Origin of the sequence: uncultured Georgenia sp. (genome assembly GCF_937958535.1) — a bacterium.
Classification (GTDB): Bacteria; Actinomycetota; Actinomycetes; order Actinomycetales; family Actinomycetaceae; genus Oceanitalea.
In genome coordinates this window covers 1-18,954 of sequence record NZ_CALGNQ010000056.1, presented here as the reverse complement: position 1 = coordinate 18,954, position 18,954 = coordinate 1, and the positions used below count along the sequence as shown (strand labels likewise).

Here is an 18,954-nt window from a genome sequence, read left to right as displayed (position 1 = left end):
AGCGCGAGGTCGACCGCATCGAGGCGATGGTGCGCTCGATGACCCCCGAGGAGCGGAACAACCCGCGCATCCTCAACGGTTCGCGGCGCTCCCGGATCGCACGGGGCTCGGGCACCACGGTGACCGAGGTCAACCAGCTCATGGAGCGCTTCGAGCAGGCGCAGCAGATGATGCGGCAGATGGCCCGCACCGGCGGGCGGCTGCCCCGCGGCGGCTTCGGCCCCGGTGGGCTGCCCGGTGGCGGGAAGAAGTCCCGCGGCCGCATGGCGCCGCCGCCGAAGAAGGGCAAGAAGGGCAAGTCCGGCAACCCCGCCAAGCGCGCCCAGCAGGAGGCCGAGGCGGCACGTCGCGCGGCCGAGGCACCCGCGCCCACCGGCTCGGCCTTCGGTCTCGGCGGCGGCCGGGACGAGCCCGAGGCCGTGCCGGACCTCGAGGAGCTCCAGAAGTACCTGCGCTGACGAGGAGGGGCGTGACCCAGCCGCTGCACCTGACCGGCACGATCGTCGTCGGGGACGGCGCGGAGCTGGACGAGGTGTGGGTGGTCGACGGCCGCCTCACCCTCGACCCGCCCGCCGCACCCGCCCGCACGATCGAGGGCTGGGTGCTGCCCGGGCTCGTCGACGTCCACTGCCACATCGGGCTGGGGCCGCACGGCGCGGTGAGCCCCGCGCAGGCCGAGGCCCAGGCCCGGGCCGACCGTGACGCCGGCACCCTTCTCGTGCGTGACGCCGGCTCCCCGCTGGACACCCGCTGGGTGCAGTCGCGGCCCGACCTGCCCCGCCTGGTCCGCGCGGGCCGGCACCTGGCCCGGCCCAAGCGCTACCTGCGCCACTTCGGCCGGGAGCTCGACGACGTCTCCCAGCTGCCGCAGGCGATGGCGCAGGAGGCGGCGGACGGCGACGGCTGGGTGAAGATCGTCGCCGACTGGATCGACCGCTCCGCGGGCGTCGACGCCGACCTGCGGCCGCTGTGGCCCGCCGACGTGCTCGCCGAGGGTGTCGCGGCCGCGCACGAGGCAGGCGCCAGGGTCACCGCCCACACCTTCTCCCGCGAGGCCGTCGACGACCTGCTCGACGCCGGGGTCGACGGCATCGAGCACGGCACCGGCATGACCGCCGACCACATGGCCGAGGCCGCCCGCCGCGGGATCCCGGTCACCCCGACCCTCCTCCAGGTCGGGAACTTCGCCGCCATCGCCGACCAGGCGGGGGACCGGTACCCGGTGTACGCCGCCCGCATGCGGGCCATGCACGAGCGCCGCTACGAGCAGGTGCGGGCCTTCCACGAGGCCGGGGTGCCCCTCCTCATGGGCTCCGACGCCGGCGGCACCATCACGCACGGCACGCTGCCCGCCGAGCTCGCCGAGGTGGTGCGGGCCGGGGTCCCGGCCGCGGACGCCGTCGCCGCCGCGAGCTGGCGCGCACGGCAGTTCCTCGGCGTCCCCGGCGTCGCCGAGGGGGCGTCGGCCGACGTCGTCGTCTACGACGCCGACCCCCGCGAGGACGTCGCCGTCCTCGCCCGCCCCACCGCCGTCATCCTCCGCGGCGAGGTCTGCTGACCGCTCGGCAGGTCCCGCCCGTCTCACCCGGCGTGCCGGTCCCACCCCCGGCCCGGGCCCAGCCCCGCCCGGTCCCACCCCCCCCGCCCGGGCCCAGCCCCGCCCGGGTCGGCCCCGGTTCGGTCGGACTGTCGACGTCGCCCCGCGGCACTGCGGTGTGCGCACCACCGGAACGGGGTTGCGCGGTTGCTTGGTTGTGTGGTTCATTAGTCATGTAATGAACTAGGCAGGCCGAGGAGGTGGGACGTGTTCGACGGGCCCGAGCCGATCTACATGCAGATCGCCGAGCACCTGCGTCGCCAGATCCTCGACGGGACGCTGGCCGAGGGGGACCAGGTGATGAGCACCACCCAGTTCGCCACGACGTACCGGATCAACCCCGCCACCGCGGCCAAGGCCTTCGCCCAGCTGGTCGACGAGGGCGTCATCTACAAGCAGCGAGGAGTGGGGATGTTCGTCGCCGACGGCGCCCGGGAGCGGCTGCGGGAGCGGCGGCGCGGCGCGTTCTTCACCGACCACCTCGACGCCGTGCTCGACGAGGCCGGCGTGCTCGGCATCAGCGCCGAGGAGATCGTCCGCTACATCAAGGAGAAGGGGGTCCGCGCATGAGCGGCCTGGACATCGAGCTGCGCGACGTGACGGTCGACTTCAAGGACACCCGCGCGCTCGACGCCGCTACCGTCCGCTTCCCGGCGAACAGCATCACCGGGCTCCTCGGCCGCAACGGCTCGGGCAAGACGACGATGCTGTCGAGCATCGCCTCACTGCTGCGCCCCACCTGGGGCGAGGTGCGTGTCGACGGCCGCGACCCCTACGAGGACGAGGCGCTCATGGAGCAGATCTGCCTCATCCGGGAGAGCGGCGACGTGCTCACCGAGGAGAAGCTCACGGTCACCCTCGAGTTCGTCGCCTCGGCCCGGCCCACGTGGGACCAGGCATACGCCGAGGAGCTGCTCGACGCCTTCGAGCTCGACCCCCGCAAGAAGCCCCGCAAGCTCTCCCGCGGCCAGCGGTCCGCGTTCGGCGCCGTCATCGGCCTGGCGTCCCGCGCCCCGGTGACCATGTTCGACGAGGTCTACCTCGGTATGGACGCCCCGTCCCGCCGCCGGTTCTACGACCTGCTCATCGCCGACTACGTCGAGCACCCCCGCACGATCATCCTGTCCAGCCACCTCATCGGCGAGGTCGAGCAGCTCTTCGAGAACGTCGTGGTGCTCGACCACGGGCAGGTCGTCCTCGCCGAGGACGCCGACAGCCTGCGGGAGCGCGGGGCCACGGTCACCGGTCCGGCCGCCCGGGTGGACGCCGCCACCGCGGGACTACGGGTGCTCAGCGAGCAGTCCCTCGGGCCGACGAAGCAGGTGACGGTCCTCGGGACGCTCGACGCCGACGTCCGCGACCGGATCCGTGCCGCCGGCCTGGAGCTCGGCGCGGTGCCGATCCAGGACCTGTTCATCGCCCTGACCGAGAAGGAGGCCCGCCGATGACCCGCGCCGCCGCCCCCCGCCTGCGCGGTGCCGTCAGCTCCAGCCGCCCGCAGTGGGCGCGCACCGTGCACCGCCACCTGCAGGTCTACGTCTACCTGTGGCTGTGGTTCTGGGCGATCTGCATCGTCGGCGCCGCTGTCGCCGTCGTCGTCACCGACCGGTTCGGGACCGTCAACGTCTCCGTCCTGCAGTTCGTCCGCAACGGGCCGATGGTCTGGTTCCTCTTCGCCCTCGGCATCATCGTCTCCACCACCTACCTCGGCGTGCACGTGGCCAACGGGATGACCCGCCGCTCGTTCGTCATCGGCGGGCTCGTGGCCGGTGTCGTCGCCGCGCTGCTCCACGCGGTGACCGGAGCCGCCCTCCTGCTGCTCGAGGGGGCGCTGTACGACCGCATGGGCTGGGACCACGACGCGGCACCGGGGGAGCAGTACGTCCGGGGCGTGTGGGAGACCGGTGTCGGCCCGCTGCTCCTGGACCACACGCTCACCACCGCGGCGGGTGTCCTCACCGGGATGCTCGTCGGGATCACCTACTACCGGCTCGGCGGCTGGTGGGCCACGCTCGCGCTGCCGCTGACCATGGTGCCGATCCTCTACGTCATGTTCGCGACCAGCTGGTCCGAGGCGCCCTTCGTCCCCTGGGACCTGCCGCCGGTGTCCGCCCACGTGTTCGGCGGGGTCGGCTCCGTCGCAGCGGCGGTCGCCTTCGCCCTGCTCGCCCGCACCGTCCCCATCACCCGATCGGAGTCATGAGATGGAACCCGTCATCGAGGTCGAGGGTCTCCGCAAGACCTACGGCACCACCGTCGCCGTCGCCGACGTCGGCTTCACCGTCCACGCCGGCGAGATCGTCGGCATCCTCGGGCGCAACGGCGCCGGGAAGACGACGACGGTGGAGGCCCTCGCCGGGCTGCGCACCGTCGACGCCGGCCGCATCCGGGTGCTGGGGGAGGACCCCCAGCGCCACCCGGAGCGGATCCGGGAGCACGTGGGCATCCAGCTCCAGCAGGCCAAGCTGCCGCCGAAGATCACGGTGGCAGAGGCGTTGCGGCTCTACGCCTCCTTCTACGCCCAGCCGGCCGACGAGACCGTGCTGCTCGACATGCTCGGTCTCGCCGAGCACCGTGACAAGCGGTTCGAGAAGCTCTCCGGCGGACTGCAGCAGCGGCTGTCGATCGCCCTGGCGCTCGTCGGCAACCCGCGCATCGCGATCCTCGACGAGCTCACCACCGGCCTGGACCCCCAGGCCCGCCGCGAGACCTGGGCGCTCATCGACGAGGTCCGTCGGCGCGGGGTGACCATCCTGCTCGTCACCCACTTCATGGACGAGGCCGAGCACCTCAGCGACCGGGTCGTCGTCATCGACGCCGGTCGGGTGGTCGCCGAGGGTGCCCCCGCGGAGCTGGCCCAGGCCGCCACCGACCGGCGGGCGTTCCGGATGACCACTCCACGACCGGTCGACCTGGCCACCGTCCGCGCCCTGCCGGAGGTCACCGACGTCGTCCAGCGCGGCCGGGAGATCGAGGTGACCGGCACCCGGACCGTGCTGCCCGCCGTCGTCCTCGAGCTCGCCCGGCACGACATCGTCCCCGACGACATCACCACCCTGCGCCGCAGCCTCGAGGACGTCTTCCTCGAGCTCACCGGCCACCGCAGCCCGGAAGGAGCCGCAGCATGACCACCGCCACGACCACCGCCCCCACCACCGCACCCGCACGGCGCGGCCTGGGCACGCTCACCGCCACCGAGGCCAGGCTCTTCCTGCGCGACCCGGGAGCCGTGTTCTTCGCCCTGGCCTTCCCGACGGTCCTCCTGCTCGGGATGGGCCTCGTCATCCCCGGGATGCGCGAGCCGATCACCGACATGCCGCAGTTCGCCGGGATGGCCGTCATCCACCTGTGGGGGCCGGCCGTCCTGTCCCTCGCCGTCGGCACGGTGGCGCTGACCACGCTGCCCGCCTACGTCGCCTCCTACCGGGAGCACGGGGTGTTCCGGCGCCTGTCGACCACGCCGATGCGGCCGCGCAGCGTGCTGGCGGCGCACGTCGTCGTCAGCGGCGCCGCCCTCGCCGCCGCCGTCGTCCTGGCCGTCACCGTGGGCGTCCTCGCCCTCGACCTGCCGCTGCCCGAGCAGCCGCTGCTCATCGTCGGCACGCTCGTGCTGGCGACGCTGGCGATGTTCGCCATCGGGTTCGTCGTCGGCGGCACCGCCCCCAAGGCGTCCACCGCCTCGGGCATCGGGATGCTGCTCTACTTCCCGATGCTCTTCTTCGCCGGGGTGTGGACCCCGACGGCGATGATGCCCGACACCCTGGCCACCATCGCCTCCTTCGTCCCGCTCGGCGCCGCCAGCGAGGCGATGACGGTGGCCTGGTTCGGCGGTGACCTGCCCTGGCAGGAACTGGCGGTGCTCGCCGGCTGGAGCGTCGTCGGCTACCCCGTCGCCGCCCGCGTGTTCCGCTGGTCCTGACGGGCCCGCGGCGACGGTGACCCCGACGTGACCGACGCCCCACGGGCGGGGGTGGACACCGGGGTTGGGCAGAGCGCCGCCGGTCTGGCAGAATGACCCGCTGTACTCGGACCGCCGGGCCCCTCTCACCCGCCGGAACCGCGTCCAGGACTGTGCCCGACCTCGACACCCACCGGGGAACGCGTCCGGTCCGCCCCACATGAACCAGGAGTACCCACCACAGTGGCAGTCAAGATCCGTCTCAAGCGCATGGGCAAGATGCGCGCCCCGTACTACCGCGTCGTCGTCATGGACTCGCGCAAGAAGCGTGACGGCCGCGCGATCGAGGAGATCGGCAAGTACCACCCGACCGAGGAGCCCTCGTTCATCGAGATCGACTCCGAGCGGGCCCAGTACTGGCTCTCCGTGGGCGCCCAGCCCACCGAGCAGGTCGCGGCGCTCCTCAAGGTGACCGGCGACTGGCAGAAGTTCAAGGGTCTGCCCGGCGCCGAGGGCACCCTGCGCACCAAGGACGGCTCCGCCGAGGCCGCCGCCGAGGCGAAGGCCGCCGCCATCAAGGCCGCCGAGGACGAGGCCGAGAAGCGCAAGGCGAAGGCCGCGGAGAAGGCCGCCGCGGAGGCCTCGGAGGACGCGTCCGAGGAGAGCGCCGACGAGACCAATGCTGGCTGACGCCCTCGAGCACCTGGTCCGGGGCGTCGTCGACCACCCCGACGACGTCACCGTGACCTCCCGCTCGCTGCGCCGCGGCGAGCTGCTCGAGGTGCGGGTGAACCCGGACGACCTCGGCCGGGTCATCGGACGGCAGGGCCGCACCGCCCGCGCCCTGCGCACCGTCATCTCCGCGCTGTCCACGCGCGGCCCGGTCCGCGTCGACGTCGTCGACACCGACCTGCGCTGACCAGTCGACGCGAGCCCTGGTTCACCGCCCGGTGAGCCAGGGCTCCGTCGTTCCCGTCGTCCCCCAGGAGAGACCCAGATGGAGCTCGTGGTCGCCCGCGTCGGAGCCCCGCACGGGCTGAAGGGCATGGTCCGGCTGGACGTGCGCACCGAGGACCCCGCCGGCCGTCTCGCACCCGGCACCGTCCTGGCGACGGACCCCGCCGACCGCGGCCCGCTCACCGTCGCCGCCGCGACCCAGCGCCAGGGCACCTGGTACGTCCGCTTCGCGGAGGCCCCCGACCGCACCACCGCCGAGGCGCTGCGCGGCACCGTCCTCCTCGTCACCGTCGACGACGAGGACGAGGAGGAGGACGCCTGGTACCCCCACCAGCTCACCGGCCTCGTCGTCGAGGACACGACCGGGCGCCGACTGGGCACCGTCGCGGGTGTGGAGCACCTGCCCGCCCAGGACGCGCTCGTCGTCACCGAGGAGGGTGGGCAGCGGACCCTCGTGCCGTTCGTCGCCGAGATCGTCCCCGTCGTCGACGTCGCCGGCGGGCGCGTGGTGCTCGACCCCCCGCGCGGGCTGCTCGCCTCCGACCCGGTGGAGGAGTGACGTGCGGATCGACGTCCTGACGATCTTCCCGGACTACCTCGCCCCCCTCGACCTCTCGCTGGTCGGCAAGGCCCGGCGCGCCGGGCTGCTCGACCTCGCCGTCCACGACCTGCGCGACTGGACCACCGACCGGCACCGCACGGTCGACGACACCCCCTTCGGCGGCGGGGCCGGGATGGTCATGCGCCCCGACGTGTGGGGCACCGCCCTGGACGACGTGCTCGCCCGCCCCGTCCCGGCCCGGACCACGGCAACCGAGGACCCGACACCCACCGTCCTGCTCGTCCCCACCCCGGCCGGGGAGGTCTTCACCCAGCGCACCGCCGAGGAGCTCGCCCGGGCCGACCGGATCGTCGTCGCCTGCGGCCGCTACGAGGGCATCGACGCCCGCGTCGTGGAGCACTACGCGAGCCGGCCCGACGTCCTCGTCCGCGAGGTCTCGATCGGGGACTACGTGCTCAACGGCGGGGAGGTCGCCGCGCTCGTCGTCGTCGAGGCGGTCGCCCGGCTGCTGCCCGGGGTGGTCGGCAACCCCGAGTCGCTCGTCGAGGAGTCCCACGGCGCCGCCGGGCTGCTGGAGTACCCCGTCTACACCAGACCCCCGGTGTGGCGGGACCTCGAGGTGCCCGAGGTACTCACCTCCGGCCACCACGCCAAGGTCTCGCGGTGGCGGCGTGACCGGGCCCTGGAACGCACCGCCGAGCGCCGCCCCGACCTGCTCGCCCGGCTCGCCCCGCAGGACCTCGACCGCGCCGACCGGGAGGTGCTCGCCCGGCTCGGCTGGTACGTGGGGCAGGACGGCCCCCGCCGCGTGCACGTCCGACCCGCCCGGCAGGACGACGCCGCGGGGCTGGCCGAGCTCGCCGCCGTGACGTTCCCGCTCGCCTGCCCACCCGCCCTCCCGGCCGAGGCCGTCGCCGAGTTCGTCGCCACCCAGCTCGACGAGGCAAGCTTCACCCGCTACCTCGCCGACCCGCAGCGCCTCCTCCACGTCGCGGTCGACGAGGAGACCGGGACGCTGCTCGGCTACACGATGGTCGTCCTCGACTCCCCGCCCCCCGGGCAGGACGACGGCCGAGGCGTGGCCGAGCTGAGCAAGTGCTACGTCCGCCCGGAGGTCCACGGCGGCGGCCTGTCCGGCCGGCTGGTCGCGGCCGCCACCGCGGCGGCCGCCGCCCGCGGCGCGGCGACGATGTGGCTCGGCACGAACACCGGCAACCGGCGCGCGCGACGCTTCTACGAGCGCTGCGGCTTCACCGTCGTCGGGCGCCGCACCTTCGACGTGGGCGGCGTGCCGAACGACGACGTGGTGATGAGCACACCGATTTCCGCGCCCTGATGCCGTGTGGCAAGATGGACCGGTCATGCGCCCACACGCGCACGGTCTGCCACGGGGGACCGGCGTAGCAGGGTGCGCGACCCCCAGACCACGACACGCGGCAGCGAGTGCTGCCACGAGCAAGCGCCGGTGACCTGTGGCACCAGCGGGAAGGCCGAACCATGCAGACCCTCGACCACGTCGACGCACCCTCCCTGCGCGACGACATCCCCGACTTCCGGGCCGGTGACACCCTCAAGGTGCACGTCAAGGTCGTCGAGGGGAACCGCTCCCGGATCCAGGTGTTCCAGGGGTACGTCCTGGCCCGCTCCGGCTCCGGTGTGCGCGAGACCTTCATCATCCGCAAGGTGAGCTTCGGCGTCGGCGTCGAGCGCACCTTCCCGGTGCACTCCCCGACGATCGACAAGATCGAGGTCGTCCAGCGCGGTGACGTGCGGCGCGCGAAGATCTACTACATGCGCGGCCTGCAGGGGAAGAAGGCTCGCATCCGCGAGAAGCGCTGACCGCGCCCCGGACCACGTACCATCACTTCTGCCCGGCTCGCTCGAGCCGGGCAGAAGTTCTTTTGTGTGACAGGAGCAGACACCGGCCGTGACCAACGACGATGACGCCGCTCCGTCCAGCCCTTCCCACCCCCGCCGCGACCGCGACCGGGTGAGGTCCGGCGACCGCGCCGAGGCCCGCCCCTCCAAGCGCGGGTGGCTCCGCGAGACGGCGATCGTCGTCGTCAGCGCCCTGGTGCTGTCGGTCATCATCAAGACCTTCCTCGTCCAGGCGTTCTTCATCCCGTCCGGGTCGATGGAGGACACGCTGGCCGTCGGCGACCGGGTGCTGGTGAGCAAGCTGGCGCCCGGCCCGCTCGACGTCAACCGGGGCGACGTCGTCGTCTTCGTCGACCCGGGGGGCTGGCTCGAGCCCACCCCCGACACCCGCAACGCCGTCCAGCGCGGGGTCGAGGAGTTCCTCACCTTCGTCGGGCTACTGCCGCAGAACGCGGGCGAGCACCTCATCAAGCGGGTCATCGGGCTGGGCGGTGACACCGTCGAGTGCTGCGACGAGGACGGCCGGCTGGTCGTCAACGGCGTGGGCATCGACGAGCCGTACCTCAAGCCGGGGGTGACGCCGAGTGACCGGGAGTTCTCGGTCACCGTCCCCGAGGGGCACCTGTGGCTCATGGGGGACAACCGCTCCAACTCCCAGGACTCCCGCTCCCACCAGGGCGGTCCCGGGGGCGGGGCGGTGCCGATGAGCAACGTCGTGGGCACCGCCATGCTCATCCTGTGGCCGGTCGACAGCTGGACCGTCCTGCGCAACCCCGGCGACACCTTCGCCGCCGTCCCCGACCCCTGACCGTCGGGCGCCCCGCGGCCCGACGTGCGCACGCAGGGCCGCACCCACCACGTGCGCGACCGCACAGTCGCCGCCGGTCCCGGTACACCCGCGGGATGTGCGGGAGACAGGTGGCGTCCTCGGCGTGGGGCGCTGCCGGGTGGCCCACGGTGCTTACGATGGGCGCGTGCCTCCTGCCTCCCGACCCCCGACGCGTCACCTCGAGCGTGAGCTGTTCGCCGCCGGGCACCGGCTCGTCGCCGGCATGGACGAGGTGGGCCGTGGGGCACTGGCCGGGCCGGTGAGTGTCGGCGTCGTCGTCGTGGACGAGACGACCGGCCGCCTCCCGCGCGGGCTGCGCGACTCCAAGCTGCTCACGCCCGCCGCCCGGGAGGCGCTGTGCGAGCCGGTGCGCCGCTGGTCGGTGGGCAGTGCGGTCGGGCACGCCCAGCCCGCCGAGATCGACGCCATCGGGATCATCGCGGCGCTGCGACTGGCGGGCAACCGCGCCCTGGCGGTGCTGGCGGCGCAGGGGCTGGTGCCCGACATCGTCATCCTCGACGGCGTCCACGACTGGCTCACCCCGCCCGCGGACCTCTTCGCCGACCTCGAGCAGACCGCCTTCCCCGCCCCGCCGCCGGTGCGCACCCAGGTCAAGGGCGACATGCGCTGCGCCGCCGTCGCCGGGGCCAGCGTGCTGGCCAAGTGCGAGCGCGACGCCATCATGGTCGAGCTGGCCGAGCACCACCCGGAGTACGGCTGGCACTCCAACAAGGGCTACTCGGCCCCCGAGCACCTGGCCGCACTGCGCGCTCAGGGCCCCAGCGAGCTGCACCGCCGCTCCTGGCGGCTGCCCACCGCCGAGGAGCTCGCCGACGGTACCGTGGACGCGGAGGCGCTCGAGGTGGCCGCCCCGGAGGAGGCCGACGCCGCTGTGGTGCAGACCGCCGCCGTGCCCGCCCGTGCTGGTGCGGCGCTCCCGGCTCGACCAGGGGCATGATGGTCGGGTGAGCGCAGAGGACCTGGAGAACTACGAGGCCGAGCTCGAGCTCGGGCTGTACCGCGAGTACCGCGACGTCGTCGGGCTGTTCTCCTACGTGGTGGAGACCGAGCGGCGGTTCTACCTCGCCAACGAGGTGGACCTGCAGGTGCGTACCGCGGGTGGTGAGGTGTTCTTCGAGCTGACGCTCGGCGACGCCTGGGTGTGGGACGTCTATCGTTCGGCGCGGTTCGTCCGCTCCGTGCGCGTGGTGACCTTCAAGGACGTCAACGTCGAGGAGCTGCCCCGCGCGGAGCTCGGCCTGCCCTCCTGACCGGTACCGCCCCGGACTGCCCCGTCGGGCTGACGCACGCCCGATCTCGGCCCGCCCTGCCGGCCAGGGCCGCCGCAGACTGCTCCACCGGGCCGTCTCGCGCCGGTGGGCCCACCGGCCCCGGCGCCGGCACCCGGCACGCCCGCCCCCGATCCGTGACGCTGGTCGCGGAGGTGGTGCCCGGTGGCCGCGAAGGACGAGCTCGGTGCTCTCGGCGAGGGCATCGCCGTGGCGATGCTCGAGTCGGACGGTTACGAGATCCTCGACCGCAACTGGCGGTGCCGCGAGGGGGAGATCGACGTCGTCGCCCGCGACCCGCGGGCCGACGCGATCGCCTTCGTCGAGGTCAAGACCCGCAGCGGCACCGGGTTCGGCCACCCCGCCGAGGCGGTGCACGCCACCAAGCTCGCCCGGCTGCGCCGCCTGGCCGCACGCTGGCTGGCCGAGCACCCGGTGCGGGCGGCGCAGGTACGCATCGACGTCGTCGCCGTCCTGCGCCGTCCGGGCCGCCCCGCGCTCGTCCAGCACCTGCGGGCGGTGGGCTAGGTGGGGCTGGCCCGCACCTGGTCCGTGGCCATCGTCGGCGTCGAGGGCCACCTCGTCCAGGTCGAGGCGCACGCCGCCGGCGGGCTGCCCGCGTTCACCCTCGTCGGCCTGCCGGACACCTCCCTGTCGGAGGCCAAGGAGCGGGTGCGCGCCGCCGTCACCTCCAGCGCCCTGCCGTGGGACGCCCGCCGGCGCACCGTCAACCTCTCCCCGGCGTCGCTGCCGAAGGCCGGGTCCGTGTTCGACCTCGCCGTCGCGGTCGCCTGCCTGGGTGCCGACGGGCTGCCCACCGCCGAACGGGCGGCGGGGGTCGTCCACCTCGGTGAGCTCGGGCTGGACGGCCGGGTCCACCCGGTGCGCGGGGTCCTGCCCGCCGTGGCCGCCGCGGTCGCGGCCGGCCGCGCCGACGTCGTCGTCCCCGCCGCGAACCTCGCCGAGGCCCGGCTCGTGCCGGGAGCCCGGGTCCGCGGGGTGCACCACCTCGCCGAGCTCGCCCGCGAGTACGGCGCCGACATCACCCCGCCCACCGCCGAGCCGGCGCACGCCCCACCGCCCCCGCCACGGGCTGCCGCCCCGGACCTCGCCGACGTCGTCGGACAGGCGGACGCCCGCTTCGCCCTCGAGGTCACCGCCGCCGGCGGGCACCACCTCCTCATGGTCGGCCCGCCCGGTGCCGGCAAGACCATGCTGGCCGCCCGGCTCCCCGGTCTCCTGCCGGACCTCGACGACGGCGACGCGCTCGAGGTGACCGCCATCCACTCCGTCGCCGGCACCTTCGACCCCGGCGGCGGCCTGCTGCGCCGCCCGCCGTTCGAGGACCCGCACCACACGGCCACCGCCCCGGCCATCGTCGGCGGCGGTGCCGGCGTCCCACGGCCCGGCGCGGCCTCCCGGGCGCACCGCGGGGTGCTCCTCCTCGACGAGGCGCCCGAGTTCGCGCGCCGCGTCCTCGACTCGCTGCGCCAGCCGCTGGAGAGCGGTGAGGTCGTCGTCCACCGCGCCCGCGGCAGCGCGCGCTACCCGGCCCGCTTCCAGCTCGTCCTCGCCGCCAACCCGTGCCCCTGCGGGAAGGCCGCCGGCAAGGGGCTGGCCTGCACCTGCAGTCCGCTCGAGCGGCGCCGGTACCTCGCCCGGCTCTCCGGCCCGCTCCTGGACCGTGTCGACCTCCAGATCGAGGTCCCCGCCCTCACCCGGGCCGCCGCCGCGCTCGACGGCGCGGCGGAGAGCAGCGCCGTGGTGGCGGCACGGGTGCGGGACGCGCGGGCGGCGCAGCGGGAGCGGCTGGCGCACACCCCGTGGCGGACCAACGCCGAGGTGCCCGGCGCCTGGCTCCGGGCACCGGAGCGCGGGCTCGACCGCCGCGCCCGGGCGGTGCTCGAGCGCGCCCTGGACGCCGGGACGCTGAGCCTGCGCGGCATGGACCGGGTGCTGCGGACCGCGTGGACGCTCGCCGACCTCGCCGGCCGACCCGGCCCGGGCCTGGAGGAGATCGGCACCGCGATGAGCCTGCGCACCAGGGGAGGGCGCCATGGCTGACGACGGGCGGCGGCTCGCCGCCGCGGCGTGGACCCGGGTCGCCGAGCCGGGGGACCGGCAGGCCGGTGTGCTGCGCCGCACCCTCGGCCCCGACGGCGCACTCGACTGGCTGCACCACCTCGCCCGGCGCGGGTGGTCGGGCCGGCCGGTCCCGCCCGGGGTGAGCGATCCCGTGACAGCGGCGCTGCCCTGGGAGGAGGCCGTGGCCCGGTGGCTGCCGCGGCTCGACCAGCTCGACATCCGCCGCGAGCTCGCCACGCTCCACGCCCTGGGTGGGCGCCTCGTCGTGCCCGGCGACGAAGAGTGGCCCGCCGCGGTCGACGACCTCGACGACGCCGCCCCCGCCGCCCTGTGGCTCCGCGGCGGGGGACGGCTGAGCGCCGGAGACCGGCGCGTGGCGGTCGTCGGGCTGCGGGCGAGCACCGCGTACGGGGAGCCGCTCGCGGCCCAGCTGGGCGCCGCGCTCGCCGAGCGGGGGGTGGTCGTCGTGTCGGGTGGTGCCTACGGCATCGACGCTGCCGCCCACCGCGGCGCGCTGAGCACCGGGGCAGCGACCTGGGCGGTCATGGCCGGGGGAGTGGACCGGCTCTACCCGAGCGGCAACAGCGCACTCCTCGAGGCCGTCATGGCCGACGGCGTCGTCCTCGCCGAGCCGGCCCCCGGTTCCTCGCCCCAGCGGCACCGGTTCCTCCTGCGCAACCGGCTCATCGCGGCGCTCGGACAGGTCTGCGTCGTCGTCGAGGCCGGCTGGCGCTCGGGCGCACTGAGCACCGCCCACCACGCCGCCGACCTGCTGCGCCCCGTCGGGGCGGTCCCCGGCCCGGTCACCTCGATGGCGTCCGCCGGCTGCCACCGGCTGCTGCGCGAGACCGACGCCGTGTGCGTCACCGACGCCGCCGAGGTGCTGGAGCTCCTCGCCCCGAGCGGCCAGGACCTCCCCGCGGACCGCCCGGTCCACCCCGGGCTGCTCGACGGCCTCGACCCGGTCGGGGCGCGCGTCCTCGACGCCCTGCCCGTGCGGGCGACCGCCACGCTGCGGGGGCTGGCACGCACCGCCGGGCTCAGCGAGCACGAGGTCCGCAGCGGGATCGGACGGCTCGAGCTCGAGGGCCGGGTGGAACGCGTCGGTGCCGGCTGGCGCCGGACGCGACACCCCGCCCGTCCCCGCAGCACCTCGGGGTCCCGGACCCCGAACCACCAGTGACCTGGGTCACAATCCGGTAACATCCAGGGCACACATGTGTGCTGGACCGCAGCGGCGCCGTTCTCGCACGCTCCACCTGGGGACCGCCCCTGGATCCGGCCCGAGCGAGGGGAAGGCAAGGCATGGCAGGCAACAGAGCAGTTGCGTACAAGGGCCCGGGCAAGGTCGAGATCATCGAGACCGACTACCCCACCTTCGAGCTGAAGGACGGCCCGGGCGTCAACCCGGCGAACGTCGGACGGAAGGTGCCGCACGGCGTCATCCTCAAGACCGTCGCCACCAACATCTGCGGCTCCGACCAGCACATGGTCCGGGGCCGCACCACCGCACCGACCGACCTCGTGCTGGGCCACGAGATCACCGGTGAGGTCGTCGAGACCGGGCCGGACGTCGAGTTCGTCAAGAAGGGCGACCTCGTCTCCGTCCCGTTCAACATCTCCTGCGGTCGCTGCCGGAACTGCAAGGCGCGGCGCACGGAGATCTGTCTCAACGTCAACCCCGACCGGCCGGGCAGCGCCTACGGCTACGTCGACATGGGCGGCTGGGTCGGCGGGCAGGCGGAGTACGTCCTGGTCCCGTACGCGGACTGGAACTGCCTCGTCTTCCCCGACCGCGACCAGGCGATGGAGAAGATCCTCGACCTGGCGATGCTGTCGGACATCCTGCCCACCGGGTACCACGGGGCCTACAGCGCGGGCGTCACGACGGGCTCCACGGTCTACGTCGCGGGCGCCGGCCCGGTGGGCCTGGCCGCGGCGGCCTCGGCCCAGCTGCTGGGGGCGTCGGTGGTGGTCGTCGGGGACTTCAACACCGAGCGGCTCGCCCAGGCGCGCAGCTTCGGCTGCGAGACGATCGACCTCAACAAGGGCATGCCGCACGAGCAGATCGAGCAGGTGATCGGCGAGCCGTTCGTCGACGCCGCGGTGGACGCCGTCGGCTTCGAGGCACGGGGCCACGAGGGCAAGGAGGCACCGGCCACGGTGCTCAACAGCGTCATGCTCATCGCCGACGCCGGCGCCCGGATCGGCATCCCGGGCCTGTACGTCACCGGTGACCCGGGCGGCGTCGACGAGGCCGCCAAGCGCGGTGCGCTGTCGCTCGACTTCGGCACCGGCTGGGCCAAGGCGCTGTCCTTCGTCACCGGCCAGACACCGGTGATGAAGTACCACCGCGGCCTGATGAAGGCGATCCTGCGCGACCGCATCCAGATCGCCAAGGCGGTCAACGCCGAGGTGATCAGTCTCGACGACGCCCCACGCGGGTACGAGGAGTTCGACAAGGGCGCGGCGAAGAAGTACGTCATCGACGCCCACGGCTCGATCCGCTGACCCACGGGAGGACGGCGCCACGGAGCGGGCGCCGTCCTTCCCGGCGACCGGCGTGTCGCGACGGGAGCATATGGAGCCGAGGCCCCTCCCGGCCGGCGCTCGCAGGGCGGCGAGCGACATTTCCCGGGACGTCCGGCGTGGTGGGGCCGTCCCCGACCCCGGGGCGCGGCACGGTGGGGGCGTGCACGACATCGACGCGCTCCTGGACGCCTTCGGCCGCCACCTCGCCTTGCAGCGCGGCCTGTCCGAGCACACGGTGCGCGGCTACCTCTCCGACGTCCGCTCCCTCCTCCTCGACCTCGCGCAGGCCCAGGCCCGCGGGGCTCCCCGCACCGCCGACCTCGCGGGGGCCGAGGCGGGCGAGGCACCCCGCACGGTCGACCTCGCGCGGCTCGACCTCGCCGCCCTGCGCGCCTGGCTGGCCGGACAGGCCCGCGCCGGCCGCACACGGTCGACGGTCGCGCGGCGTGCCGCCGCCGCCCGCACCTTCTCCACCTGGGCCCACCGCCAGGGTCACCTGGCCGAGGACGTGGGGCAGCGGCTGCTGAGCCCGCGCCCGGACCGGCGGGTGCCCCAGGTGCTCGCCGTCGACGAGGCAGCACACCTCCTCGACCTCGCCGCCCGGCGGGCCGACGACGGCGACCCCGTCCACCTGCGCGACTGGGCCGTCCTGGAGCTGCTCTACGCCACGGGGGTGCGCGTGGCCGAGCTGGTCGGGATCGACCTCGACGCGGTGGACCGGCGGGAGCGGACGGTGCGGGTGCTCGGCAAGGGCGGGACGGAGCGAGTGGTGCCCTTCGGGGTCCCGGCCGACCGCGCGCTGGGGGAGTGGCTCACCCGGGGGCGCCCCGCACTGGTGACCGCGACGTCGCCGCCGGCGCTGTTCCTCGGTGCGCGCGGCGGACGCCTGGGCGTGCGGGCGGTCCGGGAGAGCGTGCACCGTCTCACCGCGCTCGCCGGCGTGCGCGACCTCGCCCCGCACGGCCTGCGCCACAGCGCGGCGACCCACCTGCTCGCCGGCGGCTCCGACCTGCGCACCGTCCAGGAGGTGCTCGGTCACGCCTCCCTGGCCACCACCCAGCGGTACACCCACGTCACCCCGGAACGGCTGCGGGCCGCCTACACCCAGGCGCACCCGCGCGCGTAGCCTCCCGCCGGGACGATCAGGACGTGCCGCCCGCACCGCCCGCGTGCCGGGGCAGCAGCCGCACCACCTGCGCGGGGGAGAGGAGGGTGAGCGGGTCGAGGTAGTCCTCGCGGCCGCGGCGGGCGCCCCAGTGGAGGCAGGTGGCCGGCGCGCAGTGGCCGGCGCCCTCCAGCTGCCCGACGACCTGCCCGGCGGCCACCGCCTCCCCGCGGATGACGGCGGGGGCCACCGGCTCGTAGGTGGTGCGCACCCCGTCGGCGTGGTCCACCGAGACCACCCCGCGCCCGGCGACGGCCCCCGCGAACGCGACGACCCCGTCGGACGCCGCCCGGACGGCCGCCCCGTCGGCCAGGGCGAGGTCGACGCCCCGGTGCCCGGCCGACCAGCGCTCGGCCGGAGCGGTGAACGCGCGCAGCACCGCGGCCGGCTCCCCGGAGGGCCACTCATAGGCCGGCCGCCGGCCTGCCGCCGCGGCCACATCCACCCGCTCCTGGGCTGCGGGCCCGCCATCCGGCCCCACGGCCAGCAGCACCATCCCGCCCACCGCGGCCACCGCCGCCGCGGCCGCCGCCACCCCGCTCCCCACACCCATGGCCGCAGCGTGGCCGGGCCCCACCGCCCGCGTCGGCGCCACCCGCGGCGACGGTGCACGGCGGCGACCTCGACGCACCCGGTGGAGCACCCCGCACCGCATGCCGGTGCCGCGGCCGGCCGGCGGGACACAGGGCCGCGTGTGGCGTGCACGACAGGCGACCGGCGCCGCCGGGGCACCCGGGGGCGGTGCGGTAGCATGGCCACCGCAACCGGAGCGATCTGGTTGACATCGCGTGCCCACAGGTCGCGTCCGCAGTCGGTCCCACCGACCCGGCGACGCGAGGCGGTCGGCGCGGTCCCGCCCAGGCGGGTGCCGGCCGTCGTGAGCACCAGGAGCGGCGGCCACCCGGCCGCCGGTGGACAACCGAACCGCGGGTCCGTGCATCGCACCGGCCCGCCCGACGTGCGGGCGAACCGCACCGGAAAGGACGAGCCATGGCCGTCGTCACCATGCGCCAGCTCCTCGAGAGCGGCGTGCACTTCGGGCACCAGACCCGGCGCTGGAACCCGAAGATGAAGCGCTTCATCTTCACCGAGCGCAACGGCATCTACATCATCGACCTGCAGCAGTCGCTGACCGACATCGACCGTGCGTACGACTTCGTCAAGGAGACGGTCGCCCGCGGCGGGACGATCCTCTTCGTCGGCACCAAGAAGCAGGCCCAGGAGGCCGTCGCCGAGCAGGCCGCCCGCGTCGGCATGCCTTACGTCAACCAGCGCTGGCTGGGCGGCATGCTCACCAACTTCAGCACCGTGCACAAGCGGCTCCAGCGGATGAAGGAGCTCGAGCAGATCGACTTCGAGGACGTGGCCGGCTCGGTCCACACCAAGAAGGAGCTGCTCATGATGCGCCGCGAGAAGGAGAAGCTCGAGCGCACCCTCGGCGGCATCCGCGACATGAACAAGCTGCCCTCCGCGGTGTGGGTCGTCGACACCAAGAAGGAGCACCTCGCGGTCTCCGAGGCCCGCAAGCTGGGCATCCCGGTCGTCGCGATCCTCGACACGAACTGCGACCCGGACGAGGTCGACTACGGCATCCCGGGCAACGACGACGCCATCCGCGCCGTCAGCCTGCTCACCCGGGTGATCGCCGACGCCGTCGCCGACGGCCTGGTCACCCGCCACGGCGGCACCACCGGTGAGGCCGGCGGCGACGCCGAGCCGCTCGCCGAGTGGGAGCGCGAGCTCCTCGAGTCGCACGAGGGCGAGCAGAGCGCCCAGACCACCCCGGCCGGCGCCGAGCAGACCGAGGGCGCGCTCGACGCCGCCCAGCAGACCGCCGGTGCCACGCACGACGCCGAGCAGGTCGCGGCCGCCGCGGAGTCGGGCGACGAGTCCGCCCCCGTCGTCGACGGTGCGGGCCCCGACGCCACCCAGGTGGCCGACAACGCCCCGGCGACGGACGCCCCCGCGGCCGACGAGCCGCCCGCCGGCCAGGCCTGAGCCCCGACCCCGACTGGAGAGAACACACCCATGGCGAACTACACCGCCGCTGACATCAAGGCGCTCCGCGAGCAGACCGGCGCGGGCATGATGGACGTCAAGAAGGCGCTCGACGAGGCCGACGGCGACCAGCAGAAGGCGCTGGAGATCATCCGCGTCAAGGG

General features: G+C 74.6%; 21 protein-coding genes and 2 pseudogenes. 22 read left to right on the top strand and 1 reads right to left on the bottom strand.

The annotated features are described in order from the left end of the window. The 20 genes and pseudogenes from Q0195_RS03420 to Q0195_RS03325 all read left to right on the top strand — a co-directional run. Nucleotides 1–458: pseudogene (locus Q0195_RS03420) on the top strand (signal recognition particle protein); the annotation flags it as partial. 11 nt (nt 459–469) lie between these two features. Continuing rightward, nucleotides 470–1,558 (top strand): amidohydrolase family protein, encoded by a 1,089-nt coding sequence (locus Q0195_RS03415; protein WP_299274533.1) that lies wholly within the window; start codon nt 470–472, stop codon nt 1,556–1,558. Between the two features lie 246 nt (nt 1,559–1,804). After that, nucleotides 1,805–2,167, top strand: a complete 363-nt coding sequence (locus Q0195_RS03410) for a GntR family transcriptional regulator (RefSeq protein WP_299274530.1) — start codon at nt 1,805–1,807, stop codon at nt 2,165–2,167. Further along, nucleotides 2,164–3,045: an ABC transporter ATP-binding protein gene (locus Q0195_RS03405; protein WP_299274527.1), complete on the top strand. Its 882-nt coding sequence runs from the start codon at nt 2,164–2,166 to the stop codon at nt 3,043–3,045. Before Q0195_RS03410 ends, Q0195_RS03405 begins: the two co-directional genes overlap by 4 nt. Continuing rightward, entirely contained in the window at nt 3,042–3,800 is a 759-nt protein-coding gene (locus tag Q0195_RS03400) for a hypothetical protein (RefSeq protein WP_299274524.1), read from the top strand. Before Q0195_RS03405 ends, Q0195_RS03400 begins: the two co-directional genes overlap by 4 nt. 1 nt (nt 3,801) lies before the next feature. Beyond that, nucleotides 3,802–4,725 (top strand): ABC transporter ATP-binding protein, encoded by a 924-nt coding sequence (locus Q0195_RS03395; protein WP_299274521.1) that lies wholly within the window; start codon nt 3,802–3,804, stop codon nt 4,723–4,725. After that, nucleotides 4,722–5,516, top strand: a complete 795-nt coding sequence (locus Q0195_RS03390) for an ABC transporter permease (RefSeq protein WP_299274518.1) — start codon at nt 4,722–4,724, stop codon at nt 5,514–5,516. The genes Q0195_RS03395 and Q0195_RS03390 overlap by 4 nt, the downstream gene beginning before the upstream one ends. Before the next feature lie 222 nt (nt 5,517–5,738). After that, the gene (gene rpsP, locus Q0195_RS03385) at nt 5,739–6,185 is read left to right on the top strand and encodes a 30S ribosomal protein S16 (protein WP_299274515.1); all 447 of its coding nucleotides are present in this window, start codon (nt 5,739–5,741) and stop codon (nt 6,183–6,185) included. Then, a complete protein-coding gene (locus Q0195_RS03380; RefSeq protein ID WP_299274512.1) occupies nt 6,175–6,414 on the top strand; it encodes an RNA-binding protein in 240 nt (79 codons plus the stop codon). The genes rpsP and Q0195_RS03380 overlap by 11 nt, the downstream gene beginning before the upstream one ends. A 78-nt stretch (nt 6,415–6,492) precedes the next feature. Continuing rightward, nucleotides 6,493–7,011, top strand: a complete 519-nt coding sequence (gene rimM, locus Q0195_RS03375) for a ribosome maturation factor RimM (RefSeq protein WP_299274509.1) — start codon at nt 6,493–6,495, stop codon at nt 7,009–7,011. A 1-nt stretch (nt 7,012) separates the two neighbouring features. Then, entirely contained in the window at nt 7,013–8,350 is a 1,338-nt protein-coding gene (gene trmD / locus Q0195_RS03370) for a tRNA (guanosine(37)-N1)-methyltransferase TrmD (RefSeq protein WP_299274506.1), read from the top strand. A gap of 161 nt (nt 8,351–8,511) precedes the next feature. Continuing rightward, nucleotides 8,512–8,853 carry a 50S ribosomal protein L19 gene (rplS, locus tag Q0195_RS03365; RefSeq protein ID WP_299274503.1) on the top strand — a complete coding sequence of 114 codons (342 nt, stop codon included), beginning with the start codon at nt 8,512–8,514 and terminating at the stop codon, nt 8,851–8,853. Between the two features lie 88 nt (nt 8,854–8,941). After that, entirely contained in the window at nt 8,942–9,700 is a 759-nt protein-coding gene (lepB, locus tag Q0195_RS03360; protein ID WP_366518072.1) for a signal peptidase I, read from the top strand. 166 nt (nt 9,701–9,866) lie between these two features. After that, nucleotides 9,867–10,679 carry a ribonuclease HII gene (locus tag Q0195_RS03355; protein ID WP_299274501.1) on the top strand — a complete coding sequence of 271 codons (813 nt, stop codon included), beginning with the start codon at nt 9,867–9,869 and terminating at the stop codon, nt 10,677–10,679. A gap of 7 nt (nt 10,680–10,686) precedes the next feature. Continuing rightward, nucleotides 10,687–10,992, top strand: a complete 306-nt coding sequence (locus Q0195_RS03350) for a DUF2469 domain-containing protein (RefSeq protein WP_299274498.1) — start codon at nt 10,687–10,689, stop codon at nt 10,990–10,992. 183 nt (nt 10,993–11,175) lie between these two features. Next, nucleotides 11,176–11,538 (top strand): YraN family protein, encoded by a 363-nt coding sequence (locus Q0195_RS03345; RefSeq protein WP_299274495.1) that lies wholly within the window; start codon nt 11,176–11,178, stop codon nt 11,536–11,538. Then, nucleotides 11,539–13,074 (top strand): YifB family Mg chelatase-like AAA ATPase, encoded by a 1,536-nt coding sequence (locus Q0195_RS03340; RefSeq protein ID WP_299274492.1) that lies wholly within the window; start codon nt 11,539–11,541, stop codon nt 13,072–13,074. Next, complete coding sequence (dprA, locus tag Q0195_RS03335; protein WP_299274488.1) at nt 13,067–14,278, top strand: DNA-processing protein DprA; 1,212 nt, start codon at nt 13,067–13,069, stop codon at nt 14,276–14,278. Before Q0195_RS03340 ends, dprA begins: the two co-directional genes overlap by 8 nt. A 122-nt stretch (nt 14,279–14,400) precedes the next feature. Then, nucleotides 14,401–15,606: a formaldehyde dehydrogenase, glutathione-independent gene (gene fdhA / locus Q0195_RS03330; RefSeq protein ID WP_299274485.1), complete on the top strand. Its 1,206-nt coding sequence runs from the start codon at nt 14,401–14,403 to the stop codon at nt 15,604–15,606. A 181-nt stretch (nt 15,607–15,787) separates the two neighbouring features. Further along, nucleotides 15,788–16,753, top strand: coding sequence for a tyrosine recombinase XerC (locus Q0195_RS03325; protein WP_299274480.1), 966 nt, complete (start codon nt 15,788–15,790; stop codon nt 16,751–16,753). Nucleotides 16,754–16,769: 16 nt separating this feature from the next. On the opposite strand, the gene Q0195_RS03320 is transcribed toward Q0195_RS03325, so the two are convergent. Then, nucleotides 16,770–17,345 carry a M23 family metallopeptidase gene (locus Q0195_RS03320; protein WP_299274477.1) on the bottom strand — a complete coding sequence of 192 codons (576 nt, stop codon included), beginning with the start codon at nt 17,343–17,345 and terminating at the stop codon, nt 16,770–16,772. A 437-nt stretch (nt 17,346–17,782) separates the two neighbouring features. Here Q0195_RS03320 and rpsB point away from each other — a divergent pair, with 437 nt between their 5' ends. Further along, entirely contained in the window at nt 17,783–18,790 is a 1,008-nt protein-coding gene (rpsB, locus tag Q0195_RS03315; protein WP_299274475.1) for a 30S ribosomal protein S2, read from the top strand. A 30-nt stretch (nt 18,791–18,820) separates the two neighbouring features. Then, nucleotides 18,821–18,954: pseudogene (locus Q0195_RS03310) on the top strand (elongation factor Ts); the annotation flags it as partial.